At 55.7% G+C, this 25,283-nt stretch carries 23 protein-coding genes and 1 riboswitch; of the genes, 7 read left to right on the top strand and 16 right to left on the bottom strand.

Translation table 11 applies throughout. From position 1 onward, the window contains the following. The first annotated feature begins 34 nt into the window (after window positions 1-34). The 4 genes from HOP44_RS17080 to HOP44_RS17065 all read left to right on the top strand — a co-directional run bounded on the left by HOP44_RS17080 (window position 35) and on the right by HOP44_RS17065 (window position 3,666). Window positions 35-319, top strand: a complete 285-nt coding sequence (locus HOP44_RS17080) for a hypothetical protein (RefSeq protein ID WP_172255469.1) — start codon at window positions 35-37, stop codon at window positions 317-319. 279 nt (window positions 320-598) lie between these two features. Next, the gene (locus HOP44_RS17075; protein ID WP_172255467.1) at window positions 599-1,636 is read left to right on the top strand and encodes an ABC transporter substrate-binding protein; all 1,038 of its coding nucleotides are present in this window, start codon (window positions 599-601) and stop codon (window positions 1,634-1,636) included. Window positions 1,637-1,951: 315 nt separating this feature from the next. Further along, window positions 1,952-2,872, top strand: a complete 921-nt coding sequence (locus tag HOP44_RS17070) for an ABC transporter permease (protein ID WP_172255465.1) — start codon at window positions 1,952-1,954, stop codon at window positions 2,870-2,872. Next, entirely contained in the window at window positions 2,872-3,666 is a 795-nt protein-coding gene (locus tag HOP44_RS17065; protein ID WP_172255463.1) for an ABC transporter ATP-binding protein, read from the top strand. The genes HOP44_RS17070 and HOP44_RS17065 overlap by 1 nt, the downstream gene beginning before the upstream one ends. 206 nt (window positions 3,667-3,872) lie before the next feature. Here the strand turns inward: HOP44_RS17065 and hprK are convergent, their stop codons facing one another. Together hprK and HOP44_RS17055 are read right to left on the bottom strand one after the other, a co-directional pair. Beyond that, on the bottom strand, window positions 3,873-4,787 hold the full coding sequence (hprK, locus tag HOP44_RS17060) for an HPr(Ser) kinase/phosphatase (RefSeq protein WP_172255461.1): 915 nt from the start codon (window positions 4,785-4,787) through the stop codon (window positions 3,873-3,875). A gap of 211 nt (window positions 4,788-4,998) precedes the next feature. Then, window positions 4,999-5,361 carry a HesB/IscA family protein gene (locus HOP44_RS17055; RefSeq protein WP_172194929.1) on the bottom strand — a complete coding sequence of 121 codons (363 nt, stop codon included), beginning with the start codon at window positions 5,359-5,361 and terminating at the stop codon, window positions 4,999-5,001. Window positions 5,362-5,766: 405 nt separating this feature from the next. On the opposite strand from HOP44_RS17055, the gene mqnE reads away from it, so the two are divergent. Together mqnE and HOP44_RS17045 are read left to right on the top strand one after the other, a co-directional pair. Next, on the top strand, window positions 5,767-6,873 hold the full coding sequence (mqnE, locus tag HOP44_RS17050; RefSeq protein WP_172194928.1) for an aminofutalosine synthase MqnE: 1,107 nt from the start codon (window positions 5,767-5,769) through the stop codon (window positions 6,871-6,873). 49 nt (window positions 6,874-6,922) lie between these two features. Then, window positions 6,923-7,987, top strand: a complete 1,065-nt coding sequence (locus HOP44_RS17045) for an NAD(P)/FAD-dependent oxidoreductase (protein WP_172255459.1) — start codon at window positions 6,923-6,925, stop codon at window positions 7,985-7,987. Between the two features lie 419 nt (window positions 7,988-8,406). Here HOP44_RS17045 and HOP44_RS17040 read toward each other — a convergent pair whose 3' ends face one another. The 4 genes from HOP44_RS17040 to HOP44_RS17025 form a co-directional block, all read right to left on the bottom strand. Next, complete coding sequence (locus tag HOP44_RS17040; protein ID WP_172255457.1) at window positions 8,407-9,255, bottom strand: PRD domain-containing protein; 849 nt, start codon at window positions 9,253-9,255, stop codon at window positions 8,407-8,409. A gap of 43 nt (window positions 9,256-9,298) precedes the next feature. Continuing rightward, complete coding sequence (locus HOP44_RS17035) at window positions 9,299-10,762, bottom strand: glycoside hydrolase family 1 protein (RefSeq protein WP_172255447.1); 1,464 nt, start codon at window positions 10,760-10,762, stop codon at window positions 9,299-9,301. A 25-nt stretch (window positions 10,763-10,787) separates the two neighbouring features. Continuing rightward, window positions 10,788-12,701 (bottom strand): beta-glucoside-specific PTS transporter subunit IIABC, encoded by a 1,914-nt coding sequence (locus HOP44_RS17030; protein WP_172255445.1) that lies wholly within the window; start codon window positions 12,699-12,701, stop codon window positions 10,788-10,790. A gap of 218 nt (window positions 12,702-12,919) precedes the next feature. Continuing rightward, window positions 12,920-13,177, bottom strand: a complete 258-nt coding sequence (locus HOP44_RS17025; RefSeq protein WP_172255443.1) for a YuzB family protein — start codon at window positions 13,175-13,177, stop codon at window positions 12,920-12,922. 203 nt (window positions 13,178-13,380) lie between these two features. Here HOP44_RS17025 and HOP44_RS17020 point away from each other — a divergent pair, with 203 nt between their 5' ends. Further along, window positions 13,381-13,626 (top strand): NifU family protein, encoded by a 246-nt coding sequence (locus HOP44_RS17020; RefSeq protein ID WP_172199470.1) that lies wholly within the window; start codon window positions 13,381-13,383, stop codon window positions 13,624-13,626. A gap of 197 nt (window positions 13,627-13,823) precedes the next feature. Here HOP44_RS17020 and HOP44_RS17015 read toward each other — a convergent pair whose 3' ends face one another. The 10 genes from HOP44_RS17015 to HOP44_RS16970 all read right to left on the bottom strand — a co-directional run bounded on the left by HOP44_RS17015 (window position 13,824) and on the right by HOP44_RS16970 (window position 25,156). Continuing rightward, window positions 13,824-14,675 (bottom strand): MetQ/NlpA family ABC transporter substrate-binding protein, encoded by an 852-nt coding sequence (locus HOP44_RS17015; RefSeq protein WP_172255441.1) that lies wholly within the window; start codon window positions 14,673-14,675, stop codon window positions 13,824-13,826. Between the two features lie 34 nt (window positions 14,676-14,709). Next, window positions 14,710-15,381 carry a methionine ABC transporter permease gene (locus HOP44_RS17010; RefSeq protein ID WP_172199474.1) on the bottom strand — a complete coding sequence of 224 codons (672 nt, stop codon included), beginning with the start codon at window positions 15,379-15,381 and terminating at the stop codon, window positions 14,710-14,712. Continuing rightward, window positions 15,378-16,394, bottom strand: coding sequence for an ATP-binding cassette domain-containing protein (locus HOP44_RS17005; protein WP_172199476.1), 1,017 nt, complete (start codon window positions 16,392-16,394; stop codon window positions 15,378-15,380). The genes HOP44_RS17010 and HOP44_RS17005 overlap by 4 nt, the downstream gene beginning before the upstream one ends. A 208-nt stretch (window positions 16,395-16,602) precedes the next feature. Continuing rightward, window positions 16,603-16,745: riboswitch (SAM riboswitch) on the bottom strand. 298 nt (window positions 16,746-17,043) lie between these two features. Further along, window positions 17,044-17,949, bottom strand: a complete 906-nt coding sequence (locus tag HOP44_RS17000) for a COX15/CtaA family protein (protein ID WP_172255439.1) — start codon at window positions 17,947-17,949, stop codon at window positions 17,044-17,046. Between the two features lie 264 nt (window positions 17,950-18,213). Next, complete coding sequence (locus HOP44_RS16995; RefSeq protein WP_172255437.1) at window positions 18,214-18,564, bottom strand: thioredoxin family protein; 351 nt, start codon at window positions 18,562-18,564, stop codon at window positions 18,214-18,216. A gap of 53 nt (window positions 18,565-18,617) precedes the next feature. Beyond that, window positions 18,618-20,651 carry a methyl-accepting chemotaxis protein gene (locus HOP44_RS16990; protein ID WP_172255435.1) on the bottom strand — a complete coding sequence of 678 codons (2,034 nt, stop codon included), beginning with the start codon at window positions 20,649-20,651 and terminating at the stop codon, window positions 18,618-18,620. A gap of 232 nt (window positions 20,652-20,883) precedes the next feature. Continuing rightward, the gene (locus HOP44_RS16985; RefSeq protein ID WP_172255434.1) at window positions 20,884-22,506 is read right to left on the bottom strand and encodes a putative polysaccharide biosynthesis protein; all 1,623 of its coding nucleotides are present in this window, start codon (window positions 22,504-22,506) and stop codon (window positions 20,884-20,886) included. A 47-nt stretch (window positions 22,507-22,553) separates the two neighbouring features. Beyond that, complete coding sequence (locus HOP44_RS16980) at window positions 22,554-23,033, bottom strand: DUF456 domain-containing protein (RefSeq protein ID WP_172255882.1); 480 nt, start codon at window positions 23,031-23,033, stop codon at window positions 22,554-22,556. A 49-nt stretch (window positions 23,034-23,082) separates the two neighbouring features. After that, window positions 23,083-23,913 (bottom strand): Cof-type HAD-IIB family hydrolase, encoded by an 831-nt coding sequence (locus tag HOP44_RS16975; RefSeq protein ID WP_172255433.1) that lies wholly within the window; start codon window positions 23,911-23,913, stop codon window positions 23,083-23,085. A 268-nt stretch (window positions 23,914-24,181) separates the two neighbouring features. Further along, on the bottom strand, window positions 24,182-25,156 hold the full coding sequence (locus tag HOP44_RS16970) for a Gfo/Idh/MocA family protein (RefSeq protein ID WP_172255432.1): 975 nt from the start codon (window positions 25,154-25,156) through the stop codon (window positions 24,182-24,184). Window positions 25,157-25,283: the final 127 nt, after the last annotated feature.

Raw genomic sequence — 25,283 nt, 5'->3', positions numbered from 1 at the left:
GGTGCTCGCACGCACATTTAAAGGAGTCAGCGGCTTGTTTGAGCTCATCCTCGGTCTTCCGCTGCTCGGCGGCATGGTCGTCATGGGCAGTGGTTGGGGAATTTCCGCGGTTATGTTCGCTCTGCACGCCGTTACGCTTCTAATGTCGCTGCAGCACCGGCAGTCGTTCTACGGATCGGCGGCGGGGATCGTCACCTGCCTGCTGTTCTCCGTCCCGGTCTGGGGCATGTTCGGACACTGGATCACGGCCGCCCTGCTGCTCGTTAGCATGGTCGATCGTTACGGAGCGGGAATGCCCGGCAGCTTCCGCCGATCGTGACCGGCATGTCTTCCAAGAGGTCCGCTGCCGAAATCATCGCGATTTCGGCAGCGGGCCTCTTTTTATTTGCAAAAGATACAATTTCGGATTGACTGCCGGCAAATGCTCAACGTAAGATAGGAGAAAACCTTCACCGGCCGCAACTTTTAGCCTCCGCTTGCTTTTATCCTTTATCACATGGAAGCAACAATGCGGTTTCGCGGTTTTCCATTAAAAGAAAGCGGCCGGTACCGGGCAAAAGCCTTACCACAGAGAGTCATAGAAAGGGGTTCACGATTTATGCTGAAAAAGAAATGGCTTCCGCTCGTCCTGACTTTGTCCCTCGCCGCCCTGGCTGGCTGCGGCCAAACGGAGTCGGCTACCGGTTCGCAAGGTGGCGGCACATCCGAGACCCCCGAGGCCAAAACCTACAAAGTCGCCGTCTCGCAAATCGTGGAACACCCTTCGCTTGACGCCACGCGCGAAGGCTTTATCGCCGCACTCAAAGATGCAGGAATCGTTGAAGGCGAGAATCTGACGCTCGACTACAACAATGCCCAAGGCGATTCGACCAACAACCTGTCGATCGCCCAGAAGCTGGCCGGAAGCAAGAACGACCTGGTATTCGCAATCGCTACCCCTTCCGCCCAGGCCGTCGCCGCACAGGTCAAAGAAACGCCGGTCTTGTTCGCCGCCGTAACCGATCCGGTCAGTGCCAAGATCGTCGCCAGCATGGAGAAGCCGGGCGCCAACATCTCTGGGGCGTCGGATACGAATCCGGAAGCGATCAAGCAGCTGGCCGATTTTATCGCCGAAGAAATGCCGGATATCAAAAGCGTAGGTCTGGTGCTCAACGAAGGCGAACCGAACGCGGTCGTCATGGCCGACCGGGCGGAGCAGGAACTCGGGGCGCACGGCATCAAGCTGGTCAAAGCGGCCGCGACCAATACTTCCGAAGTGCAGCAGGCGGCCGAATCGCTTGTCGGACAGGTCGATGCCCTCTATATTACGCTCGATAACACCGTCGTCAGCGCCGTCGATACGATCATCAAGATCGCCAACGACAACAAGCTGCCGTTCTTCTCGAGCGACCGCGACACGGTGGAAAAAGGCGCTTTTGCAACCGTCGGCTTCAAGTACTATGACCACGGCTACCAGGTAGGCGAAATGGCCGCGGATATTCTCAAGAACGGAACCAAACCGGCCGATCTTCCGGTCGCCATGCAGGAGAAGCTGGATCTGATCCTCAACCTCAAAGCCGCCGAAGCCCAGGGTATCACGGTAACGGACGGAATGAAGGGCAAAGTGCAGGACCAGGAGAACAATCTGATTCAATAAAAGATTCGACCCGCACAAACGGATAGCGTATGCTGCCGGACGGATCTCGGACCGGAACCCCAGCCGAATGCAAACGGGATGAGCCTAGGCTTCATCCTGTTTTGCTTTACGGGGGACCTTCTTTTCACGCAAAGTCTTGCCCCTACTACCCTTTCAACTCTTAATCAGAGGTTTACGTTTTCCTGAAATGCACACGCTTTAGGTGTGATTCCGTCGGAGACTTCGTACACGCTTCAGGTACGAAATCTCAGGGGAGCGTAACCTTACCTTTAGTGTTGACAAGGGACTACCCTTTTCATACAGGAGGCGTCATTCATGTTCGAAAACTTCGTCGGCTCGATGCCGGGCGCCATCTATCTGGGCCTGCTCTATGCCCTTATGGCGCTTGGCGTCTACATCACGTTCCGTATTCTCGACTTTCCCGATTTGACGGTCGACGGCAGCTTCACGACCGGTGCGGCTACCGCCGCGGTCATGATCTCGCACGGCATATCGCCGTGGATCGCTTCGCTGACCGCCATTGTGGCCGGTATGGCGGCGGGAGCCTGTACGGGCCTGCTGCATACCAAAGGCAAAATCAACGGCCTGCTGTCCGGCATTCTGATGATGATCGCCCTCTATTCGATCAATCTGCGTATTCTCGGCAGCCCCAACGTATCGATCATGGGCGAAGAAACGGTGCTCGGCACCTTTTCCCCGTTCCCGTTCATGATCGCGGTCGTGCTGATCTTCAAGCTGGCGCTCGACGCTTTCCTCAAGACCGATATCGGTCTGTCGCTGCGCGCGACCGGCGACAACAAACGCATGATTCGCAGCTTCGGCTCCAATACCGACAACACGACTATTCTCGGCATCAGCCTCTCGAATGGGCTTGTCGCCTTGTCCGGCGCGCTGATCGCGCAGCAGTCCTCCTTCGCCGACGCCACCTCGGGCATCGGCATGATCGTGATCGGCCTCGCTTCCGTCATTATCGGCGAAGCGCTGTTCGGCGCCAAGACCGTGTTCCGCGCGACGCTTGCCGTCGTGCTCGGTTCGGTCGTGTACCGGATTGTCATCTCGCTGGCACTGCAAATCAAAGGCTTTGAGACATCGGACCTCAAACTGATTACCGCCATTATCGTGATTGTGGCGCTCGTCTTCCCGACCGTGCGAAGCGCAATCAAGCAGCGCGGCGCGGCCAAACGCCGCTCCGCGGAACTGCTCAAATCGTTCGAGACCGCAGGAGGTGACCGCTGATGCTGCATGTATCGGGTGTATCCAAGCTGTTTAACTCCGGCACCATCGACGAGAAAATCGCCCTGATCGGAATCGAACTGAATTTGGAGCCGGGCGACTTCGTTACCGTCATCGGCAGCAACGGCGCGGGCAAGTCGACGCTGATGAATATGATCTCCGGCGTCATGAGACCGGATACCGGCGATATCCGCATCGGGGATCGCTCCGTGACGGCTCTGCCGGAACACCGCCGCAGCCGCTGGATCGGCCGCGTTTTCCAGGACCCGATGGCCGGCACGGCTCCGCGCATGACTATCGAAGAGAATCTGGCCATGGCTTATCTGCGCGGCAAACGCCGGGGCTTCTCGTTCGGCGTCAGCAGCGCACGGCGCAAGATCTTCCAGGCCGAACTGAGCCGCCTCGGGATCGGGTTGGAGAATCGCCTGAACGCCAAAGTCGGCCTGCTGTCCGGCGGCGAGCGCCAGGCACTGAGCCTGCTTATGGCGACGTTCACGCGTCCCCAGATCCTGCTGCTCGACGAGCATACCGCGGCGCTCGACCCTTCCCGGGCCGAGCTGATCACCTCGCTGACCGACGAGATCGTCCGCGATATGAATCTCACCACGCTTATGGTCACACATAACATGGAACAGGCAATTCGCCTCGGAAACCGCCTCGTGATGATGGACAAAGGCCGAATTATTCTCGACATCGGGGAAGCCGACAAGCAGCATCTGACCGTTGAGCGCCTGATGAGCGAATTCGAGCGGATCAGCGGCAAGAAAATGGCCGATGACCGTACGCTGCTCGGTTAACTTCGGCTGCAATGCCTGTAGGCCCGTTCCAAGCCGATTATATTTACTGCATCCCTTATCCCTTGTTTGCCCTGCCCTGCCCTTAACCCCAAAAAGGCTGCCCTATTCGCAATGCGAAGGGCAGCCTTTTTGTATAATCTTTTGATCTTATCCCTTATCCCTTCTCACTGGAGCGACGGTGCCTGCAGGCGAGCCTCCGCCAACAGTCACTCCGCCCCTTCTTCCAGTCGGCTCATGAACTCTTCCGCCGCGCTGTACCCCAGCTGCTTCAAGTACCAGTTATTCGCCGCCGCTTCGATCAGACCCGATGTATCCCGGCCCGGCTGCAGCTGAATTTCGATATGCGGGATCTTGACGCCCAGGTACTCCGTGAACTGATCCGCCACTTCCAGATCGTTGTTCAGCGCTTTGTCTTCCCACGGCGTCAGCTCGATATCGAGCACGATCCGGGTCTCGTCCTGGAACGCGGTACGGCCGTACTGGCGCACCACGTTGATCAGCCCGATGCTGCGCAGAGCCAGAAATTCCCGCGTAATCGTATTGTGCGTGCCCAGCAGCGTGGACGGGCCGAGCTTTTTGAGCACGACTACGTCATCCGCCACAAAACGGTGCCCGCGGCCGATCAGCGTATGCGCCGTCTCGCTCTTGCCGATACCCGAACGCCCCCTCAGCAGTACTCCGATGCCCGACACATTGATGCAGACGCCGTGGATCGACATTTCCGGCGCCAGCGATTTGAGCAGATACCCGTCGATCTTGGTGAGGAATTCGGTCGTTTTGTCAGGCGTGCGCAGCAGCGGAATGCCTTCCTGATCGCAGAACATTTCGAGAAAAGGAATCTCCTGCTGCCCCGTCGTCACGACAAAACACGGCGGATGATATTTGACGATATTGCCGATATGAAGCTTTCTTTCCTCGACAGTCTGCTGGAGCAGATACGTGATTTCTTTGCGCCCAAGCACCTGCACCCGATTCGTCGGAAAATAATCGAAATAGCCGACGAATTCCAGTCCGGGACGGTGAGCTTTGGAACGGGTGATCTCCCGGTCCAGAAAGTCGGCTCCTGCCAGCACTTCCAATTTGAACGTCTTGACAATGTCTGCTACGGAAACGGATTTCATCCGATCTTCCTCCTTGAATCGTGAGATCGAATCCGGTACGCCAGTGCAGCAATAGACCGCGGTTTCACCCGGTGATTGCGCCCGAATTCACAACTTGCCTGCCAACGAACGGATACAGCTCCGCGTCGGCTCCATAAAAAAAGCTTTCAGCCCGGAAATGGCATCCAAGCCGAAAGCCTTGTACGAATATTTCGAAACTCCTGGCAGCGAATCAGTCGCAGGGCTGCGCCAATACTTCGTCTTCTTCCCGCGTACGGAACGAAGATCCGCAGCCGCATGTCGCGACCGCATTCGGATTGAAGATCGTGAAACCGCCGCTCATGCCGGACTCTTCGAAATCGACTTGAAGACCGTTCAGATATTTAAGATCTTCCTTGGAAACGACCAACTTGATATTCTGTATCTCCATATATACGTCGTCCGCATCGGACTCCTCGTTGTCAAAGCCCATTGCGTACGAAAAACCGCTGCATCCTCCGCTGGCTACGCCCAAACGAAGAAACATACCCGGCGTTTCCTGCTGCTCCAGCATCTGTTTGATGCGCGAAGCGGCTGCTTCCGTGATTTCGATCATGGTTTTTCCTCCTTTACGCTTTCTTCCATGTATTATACGCCTCTGCGCCGCATGACTCAAGCATTTCGGCGGGTTCGGTACAAAGTCCAAATCCCGCACCGCCGCTAGATAAAGGGTATATTTGCACCCCCGCCCCGTATTGCCCCGATTAGCGAGTAGGTTTATAATGGGGGAGAATGACTCTTTAAATTTTCGGAATTTCGACACGAAGATGTAAAGAATTCGAACCAGCTTACCGATGTAACTTTTTTCACACTTTCCGAAACGGCTTGGCCGTTTCAGCCAGATAAGGGCCGCGGCATGCGGTCATGTTTTTGTCGTTTGTCAGTTCATCCGGCCCTATTCGGTCCGGCCCGTTCCGGTGCGGTTGCGCCGCCTCGGGATCCACGAGGAGGTTCTTACTAAATGTCTACAATCATCAATCCCACCATGGATAAGCGCATGGCCGAAATCGCCGAGAAGGTTCATAACGGGCAGCGTTTGAGCTTGGAAGACGGCGTTTATTTATATCAGAGCGAAGATATTTTGACCATCGGCCAGCTGGCCAACGAAGCCAACCTGCGCAAGAACGGCAAAAAGGTCTATTTTATCGAAAATATGAGCCTGTACTTCACTAACGTCTGCGAAGCGCACTGCGCCTTCTGCAACTTCCGCAAAGACGAAGGCGAAGAAGGATCGTATACCCTGAGCGGCAACGAGATGGTCCGCTACGTCGAAGAGAACATCACGCCGGGCGTGCGCGAGTTCCATATCGTCGGCGGCCACAACAACAATGTGCCGTTCCAGTATTACGTCGATTCCCTGGCCGCGCTGAACGAGCGCTTCCCGGAAGTGACGATCAAAGCTTATACGGCGGCGGAGATCGACTTCTTCACCCGCATCAGCGGTCTGTCGATCGAAGAAGTGCTTCGTGCGCTGCAGGCGGCGGGCCTCAAATCGCTGACCGGCGGCGGTGCGGAGATCCTGTCCGACGAATACCGTCAGAAGATGCGCGTCGACAAAGCCAACGTGGACCGTTACCTCGAAGTGCACCGCACCGCCCACAAAATCGGTATGCGTACGCACACGACGATGCTGTACGGTTCGATCGAGAGCCACGAAGACCGTATCAACCACATGATCCAGATCCGCGAGCTTCAGGACGAAACGAACGGATTCATGGTCTTTATTCCGCTGTCCATGCAGCCGAAGAGCCGCAACGCCAGCATCATGCGCCGCAACTCGGCCTACGAAGATCTCAAGACGATCGCAATCAGCCGTCTGATGCTCGACAATATCGACCATATCAAAGCGTATTTCATCAATATCGGCACGCAGCTGACCCAGATGGCGCTGACCTTCGGCGCTTCGGACGCCCACGGTACCATCGTCAAAGAACGGATCAGTCACGCCGCGGGCGCCCTGACTCCGGAAGGATTGACGCGCAAGGAACTGATCTGGTTGATCAAAGGCGCAGGCCGTATTCCGGTAGAACGCGACACCTTCTATAACGAGGTCGAAGTATACGAGTAAAGGCTTCGGGCCGGCCGCTTGACCATTCCAATTACAAGGAGATCTGCATATGAAAAATCTCGTTATTCTCGGCGGGGGCTACGGCGGCCTGACGATCCTTGACACTCTTACCGAACATCTTCCTGCGGACGTAAACGTAACCCTGATCGACCGTCTTCCTTTTATGGGCCTCAAAACGGAATATTACGCTTTGGCGGCCGGGACCGTATCCGATCACAAACTGCGTATCGCTTTCCCGAACCATCCGCGGATCACCAAGCATTTCGGAACGGTCGAAGAGATCGATCTGGAGAACAAAAAAGTGCTGCTGCAAAACGACGAGCCGGTCCCTTACGACCAGCTGGTCGTCGCACTGGGCTGCACCGACAATTACCACGGCGTTCCGGGCGCGGACGAGTACACGTTCAGTATCCAGTCGCTGCATGCTTCGCGCCGCACCAACGACAAGCTCAGCAGCCTGAAACCGTCCGCCCACGTGCATATCGTCGGCGGCGGCCTCAGCGGCATCGAACTTGCGGCCGAGCTGCGCGAAAGCCGCCACGATCTGCGCATCACGCTGCTCGACCGCGGAGAGCGTCTGCTCTCGTCGTATCAGCCGCGTATTTCGCGCTACGTGCAGGACTGGTTCAAAAAGCACGACGTCGAAGTCTGCCACAAAGTCTCGATCAGCCGCGTGGAGCAGGACGCGCTCTATAACGGCGACGAACTGATGCATACCGATGCCGTCGTCTGGACGGCCGGCATCCAGCCTGTCGACGTGGTGCAGAAGATGAATGTCACCAAAGACCGTTCGGGACGCGTCGTAATCAACGAATATTCGCAGATCGAGACCCACCCGGAAGTGTTCGTCTGCGGCGACTGCGCCAGCCTGGAGTTCGCGCCGAGCGCCCAGGCCGCGGAAGCGCAGGGCGAGCAGATCGCCCATGTGCTGCTGGCCTTCTGGAAAAACGAGAAACCGAAGCTCAAGCCGATGAAACTCAAAGGCATGCTCGGTTCCCTCGGCCAAAAAGCCGGCTTCGGTCTGAACGTGATCGGCGATACGTCGATTACCGGCCGTGTGCCGCGTATGCTCAAGAGCGGCGTCCTGTGGATGTCGAAGCATAATCTGGGTTAGGGAGTTCCGGCTTCTGGCAGCCGTTGGAGAAACCCCGATTGGTTGGTCCGGGCCATAAGGCTCCGGAGAACTTGATTCCGATCGCTTGTTGCCTTTGGGAAATGGGATTGGATGTTTAAGCGGAGATTTCCCAAAGACAAAGGCGAACACTTCGTTTCTTCATTCAAGTTCTCCTCCGTCTCCCGCCCTCTCCAACCTCAAACTGATTTCCCTACCCCAAGAAGCCGTACCCGATAACCGAGTACGACTTCTTTTTTGTTGCTTGGCTAACAAGCTTTTGCCTATAGAAAGGAAAAAACACACTCCCTATAAAAGGGAGTGTGAAAGCACGCAGCGAAAAATCTTGTTTCGCGGAAGGTGCAGCTTTCCCGGAGCCGGCCCTTATTCTTAAACGAACAACAACATTCCCCCCCGGACTGCTATTCAAGCTCGTTGTAAGACATGAGACGGTGGATATGCACCGCCAGGTAAGTCAATTCGTCGTTCGTGATAACTTTTCCGTATACCTGCTCCACGTAGGCTTTGATCTTGAATGCTCCGTCCATCGCCTGCGGGTACAACGTGGCAATCTGCTCGAACAGCATATCGTCTTTGGCCTTCAGCATCCGGTCCGAATAGAAGCGCTCGACGAAAAATTTCACGTGCGTGATGAACCGCGTGTAATGGATGTTTTCCGTGTCCAGATCGATATGCAGCGAATAGCGCACCAGATTAACGATGCTGCCGATCAGCTTGGCGTATTTCATTCCATCTTTCGACTCGGACTTGCTGCCCTGCGCATTGATCAGGTGAAATGCGATATTCGCGGCTTCTTCCTTGGGCAATGCGAGTTCCAGCCGTTCGTTCATCAAATCCAGTGCAAACAAGCCGATCTCGAACTCTTCCGGGTAGTAGTTCTTGATCTCCCAGAAGACTTTATTCGTGATGTTGATGTCTTTCTTGTAGCGTTCGACGGCGAAGCTCAAATGGTCCATCAGCATGAAATACGTGCCGGGATTCAGCTTCGTCCGAAGCTTGCGCTCGGCGTAGGCCATGATCTCCCTCGTCAGCTCGACGTATACGGGTTCGATGGCGTTCAGCATGCCCAGATACTCTTTGACTTTGACATCTTCGACGGGAACAAACGTCTGGTCGACCTGGTTCTCGTCGATCAGGCTGCCCGTTTTCTGCCCGTAGCCGATGCCTTTGCCGAATACAATATATTCTTTGCGCTGATCGTCCTCGACGAGCACAACGCTGGAATTCAGCACTTTTTTGATTTTGATCATCCTGATCCCCTTCCTGAGGGAAAGATCGGAGAAGCCGGTTCGTTTAGAGCTCTTCCCCGTTGGTCTCGATCACTTTTTTGTACCAGTGGAACGAGTCTTTGCGGCTGCGCGCAAGCGTGCCGTTGCCCAGATCGTCCTGATCGACGTAAATGAAGCCGTAGCGTTTGGACATCTGCGACGTAGAGGCGCTGATCAGGTCGATGGGGGCCCAGCTCGTATAGCCGAACAGATCGACTCCGGCTTCCACAGCTTCTTTCATCTGCTGGAAATGCTCGCGGAAATACTTGATACGGTACTCGTCGTGGATCGAGCCGTCTTCCGCCACTTCATCGACCGCACCCATGCCGTTTTCGACGATGATCAGCGGTTTTTTGTAGCGATCGTACAGCTCGATCAGCGAAATTTTCAAGCCGACCGGATCGATCTGCCAGCCCCAATCGGTCGACGGCAGATACGGATTCTTAACGCCCATGATCGTATTGCCCGCGGTGCGTTCCTTGCCGGCTTCCGCCGATTCGGTCAGCGACATGTAATAGCTGAACGACACGAAGTCGACGGTATGGGCTTTGAGCACTTCGCGATCGCCCGGTTCCATCCGGATCCGCACGCCTTTGTTTTCCAGAATACGTTCCGTCATGATCGGATATTCGCCGAATACCTGCACATCGGAGTAGAAGTAGTTGTTCAGGTTGCGCTGAAGCGTAATCTCCACGTCGTTCGGATTGCATGTGTTCGGATACGTCGTCAGCTTGGTCAGCATGCAGCCCATCTGACTGCCCGGGATGATCTCGTGACAGTCTTTGGTAACCATCGCCGAAGCGACGAGCTGATGGTGCAGCGCCTGATACACGACCTGATCTTCCTGCCCTTCGGGGCAGCGGTCCGGAATGATGCCCGCCGTCGTGAACGGGTGGCGGTTGATGCTGTCGACCTCGTTGAAAGTCAGCCAATATTTGACGAGGTTCCGGTAGCGGATAAAACATACCCGGCTGAATTCCACGAAATAATCGACGACTTTGCGCTCGTACCAGCCGTTATATTTGAGGCTGAGTGCGAGCGGCATTTCATAATGCGAGAGTGTCACGATCGGCTCAATGTTCAGACGCCGCATTTCGGTAAACAAATTTTCGTAAAATTGCAGCCCTTTCTCGTTCGGCACGCTTTCTTCCCCGGTCGGGAAAATACGGCTCCAGGCAATCGATACGCGCAGCGTTTTGAAGCCCATTTCGGCGAACAGCGCCAGGTCTTCCTTGTACCGGTGATAAAAGTCGATGCCGCGGCGCTTCGGATAATCCCGGTCGCTCGGATCGGCCATCGCTTCTTCGATCATCCGCGTGGAGATGCCTACATGACCGGCATAGTCTTCCACGCTCAAATGCGGCTTATAGCTGGCCACGTCGGCGACCGAAGGTCCTTTGCCGTCGATATTCCATGCGCCTTCCGCCTGATTGGCGGCGATGGCGCCGCCCCACATAAAGTTCTCCGGAAATCCCTTGTGCGTCGTCATGATTTGTTTCCTCCCGAAAATAAATTTAGTTGGTCAGCGCGGTCACGGTCATCAGCGTATCCTGACGACCGACTTTTTTCAAGTTTGCCACGTCGACCTTGTAATTGTCCTTGCTTGTCACGATCGCGAGCACGACCGGGTCGTAACCTTCCGCCGCAATCTGCTCATAGTCAAATTTCATCAGCAGATCGCCGGCTTTGACGAGGTCTCCGGCCTGCACCTGAGGATCGAAATGTTTGCCTTTGAGCCGGACCGTGTCGATGCCCACATGGAACAGCAGCTCCGCCCCGTTAGTCGTGCTCATGGCAATCGCGTGTTTTTTGGCGAAGACCATCTCGATTTTGCCGTCGACCGGCGCGTACAATTCCCCGACGGCAGGAACGATCGCAAGGCCTTCCCCCATCGCTTTGGTCGAAAAAACTTCGTCGTTGACCCGAGACAGAGGGATTTGCTCGCCGATCGCCGGACTTTTGAACGTCTCGGCCGCCTGCAGGCTGCCCGCAAATTGACGCTGCTCCTCGACGGCGCGGCTTGGCTGCGGCTCCGCCGGCGCTTGATCCGCGGCTTTGGATGGGCTGTCCTTGAACAGCAGCAGCGCGGCGACGAACGATGCGACGAGCGAGATCAGCAGGCCGATACCCGCATTGATGATATTGCCCGGCAGATCCTTGGAAATAAACATGGAAAGGCTGGCTAGTCCGGGGCCTACCGCAACGAAGGCCTGCAGGCCGACGATACCGACAAAGGCGCCGCCTACGAGCGATCCGGCCATAACGCTCCAAAGCACTTTTTTATTTTGCAGCGTTACCCCGTATAAAGCCGGTTCCGTAATTCCAAACAAAGCGGAGATCGCGGCGGAAATGGCGGTTGCCCGCAGTCGTTTGTCTTTGGTGCGAAGCGCTACCGCGAAACAGGCGCCGCTCTCCGCAAGATTGTGCGCCAGCGAAGCCGGCATATACAACAGCTCGCGTCCTCCGGTACTCAACGCGTTGATGGCGTACGGCAGAAGAGCTTTGTGCATACCGACGGAAACGAGGAACGGCAAAACGGCTGCCAGCAGGGCAACGGCTACCCAACCTACCGTGTCGAATACGGCCAGAATAATTTTCGTGAACCCTTCGCCCAGCGTATAACCGAGCGGTCCGAGCAGAAGCAGGGCGATCGGCACCGTAATCAGCAGCGACATCATCGGAACGAAGAATACGCGGATGACTTTCGGCGAATAACGGGTGAAAAACTTTTCGACCTGCGCGTACAGCAGCACGGTTAGAATTGCCGGGAACACTTGATACGCGTACGCGATGCTGCGAACGCCGAATCCGAACAGCGTCGTTCCTTCCGTCAGCATGGCACCCATATTCGGCAGAAGCAAAGCTCCGACCGCCGACAACGCGACAAGAGGACTGACCTTCAGTTTATTGGCTGTCGTGATCGCAACGAGCAGCGGCAAAAAGTATAACGGCGCATCGCCGATTTGGAAAAGAATCTTGTACGTCTGTCCGTCAGCGTCTATCAATCCCAAGACGCTCAGCAGCAGCAGAAGGGACTTCAGTACGCCGCCGCCAGCGATGGCAGGAATCAACGGTCCGAATACTCCGGTCAGGAAATCGAGGAACACGGCGCCCCATTTTTTCTTTTCTTTCGCTTTGCCGCTTCTTTCGAAAGTGTCTTCGTCCGAAGAGTCGCCGGCAAAGCGCGGACCCAGCAGATTGACGACTTGATCGTAGACCTCGATCACGTCGTTTCCGATGACCACCTGGCATTGGCTCGCTATTTTGACTGCCATGACGCCTTCGATGCTTTCCAGTTTCGGAACGTCGGCTTTTCTGTCGTCGACCAAGGAGAATCTTAACCGGGTGGAACAGTGTTCGAAATGAGACACGTTTTCTTTGCCTCCGACATGCTTGAGGACTTCGGAAGCGGTGCGTTTGTAATCCATATCTATGCTCCTTTTCAGGCTTTTGTGAAAGGTTGCAGCAATTTTTCATATAAAAAAGGACCTAAAACGCACAAATCGGGAGATTTGTTCGTTTTAGGTCCTGCCTGCATTACCAGTCACATGCCTAATGGTTTATTGAATTGCTGTCATTGTAGCGCATATTTTTGAAAGCGTCAACATTCGGGGCGGAATTTTGTTAAAAGTTTAAGTGACGGCATCTAGTCCAAGTTTAATGATGCCCAAGGATCTTCTTCGTTCATCTTCGCTTCGATCGCTTTCTCCAGCGCTTCTACCGTCTCGGCTTCGACGACATCGCTGTTCACCATCGCATAAGGACCGAAGTCGCATTGGCCGCAGTTGCCGAGGCAGCCGTATTCGATCACATCGTATTCGGGATTGCTTTCCAGTTTATCGAACAGTTCCTGCGTACCGTGATGCATATTGCTCGCACAGAATTCGATAATCGGTCTGATCATGTTTTCTCACCTATTCTTATTTATTCTCAGCCGCATAGCGGTAAACGTGTAATGATCCTTTAATTTTCGATCCATTTATATTATAATACAAGAGAGACTTTTGCAAAGTTTGATTTCTTTTTCATCCATTTGCAAAATAATTCTCCGAAGTGGTTACGCCGTTATGACTGTACGCTTCAAACATTTGAGAGGAGCTGACTATAATGAGTGAAAGTGCACAACTTGAAATGTATGACGAGGTATCCGATGTGCTGGACAAACTGCGTCCTTTCCTGCAGCGCGACGGCGGAGACGTTGAATTGGTTGACGTCGAAGACGGCATCGTGAAGCTGAAGCTGGTCGGCGCTTGCGGCAGCTGCCCAAGCTCCACGATCACGCTGAAAGCCGGTATCGAACGTGCCCTGTTCGAAGAAGTCGAAGGCGTGAACGAAGTTATCCAAGTCTTCTAAGACGGGCCTTCGGTTCGTATACAAGATTTCGCTTCGGCGAACATGGAATGAGAGCGTCGAATCTTCGGATTCGGCGTTTTTGTTTGTCCTTTTGACGGGATCACGAATCTCACCAAAAAAAGTCCCGTTCTCCATTCGGAGTCCGGGACTTTTTACGATAATCGATAGATCTCAATCGGCGGTTCCGCCGTTCACGCTTAGAAAGCCGGGATGATCTCGCCTTTATACTTTTCTTCGATGAACTTTTTCGTGTCTGCCGAATTCAGAGCCGCGATCAATTTCTTGATGGCATCGGAATCTTTGTTGTCTGGACGCGCAACGAGCAGGTTGGCGTAAGGCACGTCGCTGTCTTCTTTGAACAGGGCGTCTTCGCCTGGCGACAGATCGGCTGCAAGCGCATAGTTGGCGTTGATCATCGCCAGGTCGACTTCGTCCAGCTGACGTGGAATCGCTGCGGCTTCGATCGGCAGGAACTTCAGGTTCTTGGTGTTCTCTGTCACGTCGCGCTCGGTCGATGTGATGTCCGCGCCTTCTTTGAGCTTGATCAGGCCTTGTTTCTCGAGCAGCAGCAGCGCGCGCGCCGTGTTGGTCGGATCGTTCGGAATCGCGACCGTTGCGCCGTCGGCCAGCTCTTCGATCGATTTGATTTTTTTGGAATAGCCTGCGAAAGGTTCGATGTGTACGGAAGCTACGCTGACCAGATCGGTTCCGTTTTTCTCATTTTGCACATCCAGGTACGCCTGGGTCTGGAAGAAGTTCGCATCCAGCGATTTTTCGGCCAGCTGCGTATTCGGAAGAATGTAATCCGCGAATTCAACGATCTCCAGATTCACGCCTTCTTTTTCCAGAGCGGGCTTGATGTGTTCCAGGATCACGGAGTGAGGTACGGGAGAAGCGCCGACTTTGAGCGTAACCGCTTCGGTAGAAGCCGCGTCGCCGGCAGCCGGTTCCTTGTCTGTAGAAGCCGTAGTGCCGCTGTTACTGTTGCCGCATGCGGCCAACAGAGCGACGAGCGAAAGCGTGAGTACTGCGAGAATCCATTTTTTCATTGTGTTTCTCCCCTTTTGTTCACTATTTTATATTTTATTTCCGGGTAAAATGAAGGACCAGACGATCGCCGATCATCTGGATGATCTGTACCATCAGGACAATGAGCACAAGAGATACAAGCATAACGGCCGTCTCATAGCGGTAATAACCGTAGTTGACCGCAAGCGTTCCAAGGCCTCCGCCTCCGACCAGACCCGACATGGCGGTGTAGGAGATCAAGGCGATCACCGTGACCGTGAAGCCTGCGATCAGGCCAGGCAGCGATTCGCGCAGAATGACTTTGTACACGACCTGCCAGGTGGAAGCGCCCATCGATTGGGCCGCTTCGATCACGCCGCGGTCCACTTCGCGCAGCGCGGTCTCAACGAGCCTCGCAAAGAACGGAGCGGCGCCGATGACGAGAGGCGGAATCATGCCACGTACGCCGATCGAAGTGTTAACGATTTCCTTTGTGATCGGGATCAACGCGATGATCAAGATGATGAACGGGACGGAACGCAGGATGTTGACGATCACCGACAGGATGCTGTACAGCACCCGCAGCATGTACGACGACGAACGCGCCCACAGGAACAATACGATGCCGAGCGGAAGACCGATAAGCAGGGTGAACAGGCTGGAATAGCCGAGCATCTGGAGCGTTTCGATCGTAGCTTTGCCGAACTCGTCCCAGTTGACTTGCGAAAAATCGAGTTTGCCGTTCATTGCAGTTCCTCCACTTCAAGCCGTTGTTCGGTAAGCCGCCGCAGCGTGTTGTTGATCGAATCCGTATCGCCTTCAAAGCGGACCACCAGCTGCCCGTAAGGGGTGTCTTTGATGCGCGAGATCGTGCCCTGAAGAATGGCGAAGTCCACTCCCGTTTCCTTGACCGTCTGCGAGAGGGTCGATTCGTACGTCAATTCTCCGATAAACGTCACCCTGACCGTTCGCGAAGACGGAACATGTACGGCGCGGATCGCTTCTTCAAACATTTCTCCGCCTTCGGACTCCCGCTTGATGAAGTCGCGGGTAATCGCTTCTCTCGGCTTCAGGAATACTTCGATAACGGGTCCCTGTTCCACGATAATGCCGCCGTTGATCACGGCCACCTTGTCGCAGATGCTCTGAATGACGTGCATTTCATGCGTAATGAGCACGATGGTCAAACCGAGCTTGCGGTTGATATCGAGCAGCAGGCGCAGAATCGAGTCGGTGGTCTGCGGATCAAGCGCGGATGTCGCTTCGTCGCACAGCAGGACGCGCGGATTGGGTGCAAGCGCCCGGGCGATGCCGACTCTTTGCTTCTGTCCGCCCGACAGCTGGGCCGGATACTTTTTCGCGTGCTCGGTCAGTCCCACCAGCTCAAGCATTTCTTTGACCCGGCGGTCGATCTCGGCACGCGGCATGCGTTCAAGGCGCAGCGGGAAAGCGACGTTGTCGTAGACGGTTGCCGACGACAGCAGGTTAAAATGCTGGAAGATCATGCCGAGCTTCCGGCGTTCGCGCTGAAGCTGTCTTTTGCCGAGGCGGGTGATTTCGGTCTCGCCGATCCGGACCGAGCCGCTTGTCGGCTGCTCCAGCATATTGATACATCGGATCAGGGTACTCTTGCCGGCTCCCGAATGTCCGATGATCCCGAAAATTTCGCCTTGTCCGATCTCCAGATTGATTCCGTTCAATGCGGTGGCCGACTTGCCCCGCGTGGTGTAGGTCTTGACCAGATTTTTAATGGTAATCACTCGGTTGTTCCTCCTACTTGGGGGCCGCCCTGAGGCGTGGCCTGCCCACTTTATGCTCCGCGTTGATGTCTTAAAGCCGATTGTTAATCCAAATCGCCGATCGAGCCCGATTCTTCGCTGTGCAAGGAAGAACCTGCGATGTCCGAATAAATCAAAGAGCCCTTTTTGGTTAGACAAAAAGGGCTCGCATCGTATGCGTAGAGTCACCTTCTCATCTGCCAGAACCCGCCTTGCAGTTCTGTAGGAATTAGCACCATGACACCCTGACGCGACGTCTGTTTCGTGACGTTCGTGTGCAGGATCGGTTGCCGGGCTTCATCGGGCCTGTCCCTCCGCCTCTCTCGATAAGAAAAAATCTGAGATATCTAATTGGAAAGCTTGGGATTACAGAAATTCGAAAACATCGAACCGAAATCCTTAACTCAGTATATTCAGTTTGACACGTTTTGTAAAGGTTTCTCATGAAAATTTTCATGGATTTTTTCCTTCACGCTTGTCTTGCGACTGCGGACAAAATGTCTGCACAAAAAAGAAGCCTCCGCCGAGACTTCTTGGCCGTTCCGTACTTTCCTAACCATCCGCCCTGCCGAAATGCCCGCCTGCCCGCTTAAAAAATGATCCGTTCCGGGTAGACTTTCGGTCCGCATATTCAGGCCTGGACAGTGTCTTTGACGCGCACGGCTGCTTCTTCCCCGGCCGGAATCCGGCTGAGCTCCCAGGTACGGATACTCATGAAGCACAGGAACGCAAACAGGAAATCCGTAATGAGCGTATGCAGCATCGGCGCGAACATATAGTATTCGCTGCCCAGCGCCACCAGATTCAATATGCCGCTGAGCGGCAGGGCGATCATCAGCACAATGACGATCATCCCGAGCTTCCGGATATCCGGAATATGCGAATAGCTGCGAACCGCCATATGACCGATCATCAAGACGAAGATCAGCAGCAGCGCGGAAGCGATATGCAGAATGACCGAGACTTTGGCTAATTCCGTATGGCTGACCAGCGCGCCGGTATAGACGACCGCATAAGTGAAGACCGCCGAGAATACGGTCAGATTGCGCGTGCGCTTGCTAACCCTCTGCGAAGCAGGAGGGGCCTGATAATGCTCCAGGCTGCCGGCCCTGCGAACGGACAGCGCCAGCACAAGCGCACTTGCGAAAGCGATCAGGGCGAAACCGAAGTGCAGGGCCATAATCGCAGGCGACTGCGAGAAGACGACGGCAAGCGCGCCCATGATAGCCTGCACGATCACGAAGAAAGCCATGATCGCGGCATAAATTTGAAAATCACGCCGTTTGCGCGCCCAGATCAGAAACGCGACGAGCGTTGCAAGTGCCAGCAGACCCGCTATGCCCGCCGTCAAACGGTGCGTATACTCGATCAGCGAACCCATCGTCGTTCCCGGCACGAACTTGCCGTGGCAGAGCGGGAATTCTCGTCCGCATTCGAGGCCGGAGCCTGTTCTCGTTACGACTACGCCGTTGAACGAGACGAGCAGCATGATCACGCAGGAAGCGTAGCTTAACCATTTCAATATCTTATACTGCAAAATGTTCACCGCCGATTCGAAAAGTAATGGGAGACATTCCCGGTACCGCGAATACGGCGGTCTCCGAAACGTCTTTTCTTTTATTATACCGGAAATGGGTCCGAGTTAAGAATCGCGTTTGTGACAAATAATGTTCAAATCAACTCCATATTTGCTGGTTATCCGGCCTTTTTTTATGACTTTCTTCACTGAATCGTGAATACGCCAAGTCATTCCCGCCAAAAAAGCCCGCTGCGGCAGACTGCCGCAGCGGGCTGCGCCGGATTAGTTCCGGCCGGCAAGCTGGCTGTGCACTTCGGCGGCGCGATCGAGGAAAGTCTCGATCTCGGCACGAGATTTGCGGGCTTTGTTCACGAAACGAATCAGTTCTTTGCCGTTCGAAAAAGCAACGAAGCTCGGAATCCCGAGAATGTTCAGCTCCCGGCTGACTTCCTCGACTTCTTCGACATCGACCTGAATCAGGTTGAGGCTGTCTTTGCGCTGCTCTTCAACTTCCGGCATAAACGGATCGATAAAGTGGCAGTCTCCGCACCAGTCGGCGCGGAATACGGCTACGGTCAGTCCCGGACTTGCGATTTCCCGATCAAAATCGGCTTTGGTACGAATTTGCTGCATGCTTATTCTCTCCTTTGACATTCTATTCAGGCATCGATGCCGGTTTCTTTAGTTTAACTCAATTTCGCCCCGGAATCATCCGCAGCGTCCGTCCCGTCTTGTTCGCGGTTCTGCTCCGTGCGGAAACGGCTGATTTCCAGCAGCAGACGGTCCGCATGTTTCATGAGCGCAGCCGATGCTTCGGAAATTCCCCCGATCGTCTGGGACTGCTCGATCGTAGAGGCAGCGGCCTGTTCGGTTGAAGCCGCGCTTTGCTCGGCTACAGCGGCCAGCCCGGTCATGACGTCGGATACTTGGTTCGCTCCCGACTGCAGGGTCTGCATGGAATCGCCGATCGCATTGATGCCACGGACGATCACATCCACGGAGCGGCGAATTTGTTCGAACGAACCCGACGTCTCGCGCATCGACTCGGTCTGGGAATCGCTGTTGAGACGGAACCGGCCCAGCTCTTCCGTACTCTGGCGGCCGGCTTCGTTCAATTCGCCGAGCAGCTGCTTGATCTCTACGGTCGATTCGGACGCTTGTTCAGCCAGCCGACGCACTTCCGACGCGACTACGGCAAATCCTCTGCCGTGTTCGCCTGCGCGCGCCGCTTCGATCGAAGCGTTCAGGGCCAGCAGATTGGTCTGGGCCGAGATCGTCTGTATGGTCCCCGTAATGAGAGAGATTTCTTCGATCTTGCCGAGCAGCAGCCGGTTGGCCGCTTCCACGCGCTCCGTCGATTCACGGCCGGATTCGGACAATACGGTCTGACGGGTAAAAGCGGCTTCACCGCCGCTCATCGCGCCGTCCACGTCGCCGGCGGCCGAACGTGCACGATCCGTTTGTTTGTAGATTTGCCGAATCGTCTCGTTCATATCGGAGACCCGTTCGGCCCCCGATTGGATCGATTCCGCCTGATCCGTCGCCCCGCGCGCGATCTCTCCGATCACCATCGAGATCTGGCTAGCAATGTCATTGCTGCCCGATGCGTCCTGGGACATGGCCCGCGAAGATTCCAGCACTTGGCGCGCCGACTGGTCGACCTGCAGAATCAAACCGTTCAGCGAGGACGACATTTCGTTGAACGAAGCCCCCAGTTGGGCGATTTCGTCTTTGCCTTTTATCGGAACCCGTACCGTCACATCGCCCGAAGCCAGCTTCGAAGCGCTGTCCTTCATAGCAATCAGCGGCCGGATCGTCCGATAAGCGAGCAGATACGCAAGCGCGGCCAATACGAGCAGCAGGCCGACGGTAAAGATCAGGAAGAAGTTTTGCAGACGGTTGTATTCGGCGAACGCCGAAGTTTTGGATACGGATGTCGCCACGATCCAGCCGGTCTCCGGCAGCTTTTCATAATACAGCAGCTGCGTATCGCCTTTGTACGTGTATTCGGCCATTGCGCTTTCTCCACTTGTCATCGTGTCGAAAATCTTTTCGTAATCGGGCTGGTCGCCAAGCGGCGTATTCAGCAGCTCTTCGTCGGGATGGGCGAGCACCGCTCCGCTTTTGTCGAGCAGGAACGTGAACGAGTCGTCCGTTTTGAGTGCATCCACTTCGTCTCTGATCGAAGTCAGCGCGATGTTCTCCGAGATTGCGCCTGCGAAAGCCCCTGAAGCATTTTGCAGCGGCAGGGCAATATAGATCGACTGGATGCCGGCCTGGGTTACATAAGCATCGCTGACGGCCAGGGCATTGGACGCTTTGGCGGCTTCGTACCAGGGACGTTTGCGGGCATCGAAGGAAGCATCGGGTTTGAAGCCGGCGCCGTCCAGGTAGGTACCGTCTTCCAATCCGAAGTACAGGGTCGCGATATCTTCTTTGTTGCTATCCAATTGATACGCCTGCAGATGCTCCAGACGGATCTCTTTCAAAGGAACGGTATCCTGCAGCACCTTACCCAGCGTCTCGACGACTTTGGATTGGGCGGTAATCCATCCATTCACTTCGGAAGCCGCCTGGCGTACCGTCCCCTGTATCTCGGATTGGACTCCTTCCGTCGCTTCTTTTTTGATATGAAACAGTGAGACCGAAGCGAGCGGCACGGAGATCAGCACGCAGACTGCAACGACAACCAGCAGAACTTTCGTTTTCAAAGTGACCATTTTTTCTCTCCATCCTTCGGATAATCCGAGTATCTTTTTTGCCGCAATACAGCGGTTATTGATTCACTTTCCGATTCTGCCCAGACCTCTCTATATCGGTTTTTCTACCGTAAAGTGTAGACGATGGGTTCTGCGATACGGCCGTTTGATGGCCGTCCGCTTCGAACAACCCGGTAAAAAACACAAAAAAAGACCTTCCTCAAGGAAGGTCCAGGCTCAATATCAAAAGCGATCAACCGCGCTGCAGACGCATCAGGGGACGCAGCGCCTTTTGCAGCGGACGCGGATACGAACCCAGCTCGTCGCGGCGGATCACCCGCAGGACGACCAGCAGGACAAGATAAATCGACGGTACGATTACGCCTACCGCGCAGCAGGCCAGGAAGAAAGCAAGACGCGGATGCATAAACGCGGTCATCCAGCTGCCCAGCTCGCTGAGGCCGAAACTGGCCGCGGCGATAATCATGCAGGTCGCGATAAATGCCGGCCAGCGGCTGCCCAGTACCGAGAACGGGACGATCTTGCGCAGGGTATGCAGGTTGAGCAGCGTGATTACGAGGAAGCAGACCCCGGTCATGCCGATGATGCCGTAAATCCCGTAATTCCCGAGCAGCGGAGCCAACGCAAAACTGCCGGCCAGCTTCACGACCAGACCGATCGCCACGTGCACCATCGAGCGGCGGGCCAGATTCATGCCCAGCAGCATCGAGTTGCTGACCATCATCGTAATCTGGAAAATGGTACCGATCGTCAGCACGGCGATAATACCCGCTCCGTCCAGCGTACTGAACAGAAGGCCGTTGACCGAATACGCGGCGCAGCCGAGCGCCAGCACGATCGGCATCCCCGTCAGCGTTGCGACGCGCATGGCAAGCGTCACCTGCTGCTGCAGATGCTGCGTGTCCTTGCGGGCAAAAGCCGCCGAGATAATCGGAATGAGCGACGTGCTGAGCGCGATCGCAAGAATAGGCGGAATACCGGCGACACTCTGCGCGCGGCTGCCGAGAATACCGAGCTGCATGGTTGCCATCGCGTCGCCGATCTGTCCGATCAGCAGCGGCTTGATGATGGTTGTGTCGATAAAGTTGATTGCCGGTACGGCGAGCGCCGTCAGCACGATCGGAACCGACAGTTTGAAAATATCTCCGTAAATCTGGCCGAGCGGAATCGTTTGATCGTGACGATTAATCAGCTTGCGGCCTTTCTTGCGTTCGTTCTTCGACAGCTTCACCGAAGCGAACAGCATGATCGCAAAAGCGCCCAGACTGCCCAGCACGCCGCCGAATGTGGCGCCCGCGGCGATCGTTTCGCCGGGCTTGCCCATCTGCAGCAGGATGTAAGCGAGCAGAATCGCCGTGAAGACGCGGGCGACCTGTTCGATGATCTGCGAAACGCCGCCGACCGCCATCATGTTGCGGCCCTGGAAGTAGCCCCGCATCATGGCGATGGTCGGGAACAGAATCAGGGCCGGCGCAAGCGCCCGGATGGCCGGGGTAGCTTCCGGCAGTTTGATGAGTGCCGTATACCACGGCGCAAAGATATACAGCAGCAGCGTGATGACAACGCCCATCATGCCGGAGAACAGCAGCGCCGCGTAATAGATGCGTCCCGCTTCCTGCGGCCGATCGAGCGCGTAGCGCTCCGAGATCATCTTGCTCAGCGTGCTCGGAATGCCCGCCGTCGCTACCGTGAGCAGCATCAGATAAAGCGTATTGGCGACGGTAAACGACGCGTTGCCGACGGGTCCGAGCATGTGTTCCAGCGGAATACGCTGAACGAGACCCAGCACCCGGGCGACGAGCGCGGCCGCCGCCAGAATAAGCGTCCCTTTGATAAACGATTCCTTTTTCGACAAAACCTATTCCCTTCTTTCCCCCGTAAAAAAAGCCGCAAGCGGCTTCCTTACACGATCCATATGATAAAGATGACAATCATGACAACCTGCAGAATCCCTTTGACGAGCGTACTGCTGAGCAGCCCGATCAAGGCCCCCCAGCCTGCGCGCAGCGCCTGCTTGAAGTTCGATCCGTGAATCAGCTCGCCGATCACCGCCCCGATAAACGGGCCGAGGATAAGGCCGAATGCCGGAATGACGAACGGGCCGAGAATCAAGCCGACCGTGCTGAGCTGAATCGACAGCTTGGAACCGCCGAACTTCTTGGTCCCCCAGGCGCTCACCACGTAATCGGCCACGATCAGCGCGACGAAGATCACCGTCTGCATAATCCAGAACCAGACCGTCAGTTCGCCGAACGAGAAGAACCAACCGTAGACGAAAAAGGCGAAATAAATCGCGACCGCGCCGGGCAGAATCGGGAAAATAAGTCCCGCCATCCCGACGATAAACAGCGCAATCACCAGTACCCAACCCAGTATATCCAATGCTACCATGCCAGGCCCTCCCCGGATTTTTCTTTAGTGCCGCCTATCCTCAAGCCGACGGATCGTCTTCGCGCCGGATTGCGGGAGCCGGTGCCTGCGAGGCCGATACGTCCGTTTCGGTCTCCTCGAACTCCATGCCGTCCAGCAGATACTCGCGAATTACCTGTACGATGCCGTCCTCGTTATTGCTCGCCACCACGATGTCGGCCATCTGCTTGACCGCGTCCTGGGCATTGCCCATCGCAACGCCGAGTCCTACCGCTTCAATAACCGCGATGTCGTTCATGCTGTCTCCGACGGCGATGACCTGTTCCATCGTGATATCCAGCAGTTCGCATACCTGCGCGATGCCGCTCGCTTTGGAAATGCCTTCCGGATTGATCTCCAGATTCTCCATCGACGAATTCGTAATCTGAAGTCCGCCCATGTCCTGAAGCCGCATCAGAATCCGGTGCAGCATTTCGCGGTCGGACGTATTGTAACCGAACTTCAGCCATTCCTTGTCTTCCAGCTTATCCGTCCACTGATCGCGGTTGTAGAGGCGTTCCGTCGTGTAGGCCCAGAACCACACCCCGTATTCTTCCGCCAGTGCGTGCATCTTCCGGACCGATTCCACATCCATCAGCGCGCGGTAATGCAGCTGGTGCGGCGCTTTCCACACTTCGCTTCCGTTTACCGTCACCATCGGCGTCTCCAGCCCCAGCTCTACCGCGTACGGCAGGGCGTGCATGGCGGCGCGGCCCGTAGACAAACAAACATGGAATCCTTCCTTGATCGCCCGGCGAATCCATTTGGCCGTCTCTTCCGAGACTTGATGGTCGTCGTTCAGCAGCGTTCCGTCCATATCGAGTGCAAGCAGCTTGTAATCGTAACTCGTCATTCTTTTGCCCCTTTCAAAACGTGTTGGCTCTCGCCATTCTATCACAATTCCATTCGGGCTCCAAAGCCTCCCTGCCGCCGAAAAAAGAGGGCACCGCTGTTTGTTGCTCCGGCTGATGCCTCTTTCGAACTTCCGCACGCGAAACGGCAAAAACCCGTCTTCCGGCGGAGCCGGAAGACGGGCTTGAGTCAGATCGGCAAATCCAACTCCGGACTGCGCAAACGGCCGAAGCCGAAGCCGGTGTACCGGCCGGCCGCCAACGTCCGGGTTACAGCTTCATGCTGCGGCCGGACAGTGCCGACTGCAGGGCGGCGAACGTCACTTCCTGCGTTTTGCAGGCATCCGCGTAATCGGAACGGATCCGCGAAGGATCGCCGGTCCGCAGCGCATACAGGAACGCTTCCGTCTGCCGCACATAAGGATCGCTTTCTTCGGCGAAGACGTGTTTCTCTTCGGCGCGCGTCGCGCTCAGATGGCCCGGTGTCCATTCCCACAGCCCTTCCCGCGCATAAAAAGACAGTCCCGCCTGACCGACGCCCGCAGGCAGCACGCAGGTGTTCGAAATGCTGGCAACGGCGCCCGATTTCATCTTGAGCGTAACCGTTCCGATATCGTGTACATTGGTCTGCTCCCATTCTTCTTCCGGAAAACGGCTTGCATACACCGCCTGCACCTCGTCCACTTCGCCGGCGCAGTAGCGCAGCAGATCCACGATATGCGTTGTCTGCTCGATGAACTGTCCGCCCGACTGCTCCTGCCTGCGCCACCATTTGGCCTGCGGCATATCGCCCATCCACATGCCTGTCGCCATGCCGATCCGCCCCGGATGCAGCGCTTCGCGCAGGCGATCCACATTATCCTGATAGCGGAAATGGTAGCCGACCGACGTGATCAGCTCCGACGATTTCAAGCGCATGAACCCGAGAATATCCTGCGGGACTTCGGCGTCCGTACCCAGCGGCTTTTCGACCAGAAAAGGGATGCCCCGTTCGATCAGCTCGCGTTCGATCTCCCCGTGCGCCATGGGCGGTACACAAATATAGACGGCGTCGAGCTGCTGGCGATCCGCCATTTCGGATACGCTTTCATATCCGGAAGCGTCGTAGCGGATCCCGAACACTTCCCCCTTGTTTTTGCTGCTGCCGACGATGCCCGCAATCTCCACACCTTCCGCCGCTGCAAGAATATCCGCGTGCTTGCCCGCAAACCATCCCGTTCCCACGATTCCGATCTTCAGTGCCATGCGCTCCAACCCCTTTTCTCTCCGCCGGCCGACCGGCTGTTTTCCGTTCTAGCGTACCACGATTTTTCCGCAAAAATCCACTTTGTCCGCCCCATGCCGCAGCACCAAAAAAAGCGCCTTCCCGAAA

Origin of the sequence: Saccharibacillus deserti (genome assembly GCF_013618475.1) — a bacterium.
In the GTDB taxonomy this organism is placed as follows: domain Bacteria; phylum Bacillota; class Bacilli; order Paenibacillales; family Paenibacillaceae; genus Saccharibacillus; species Saccharibacillus deserti.
This window is presented reverse-complemented; position numbering and strand designations above follow the sequence as displayed.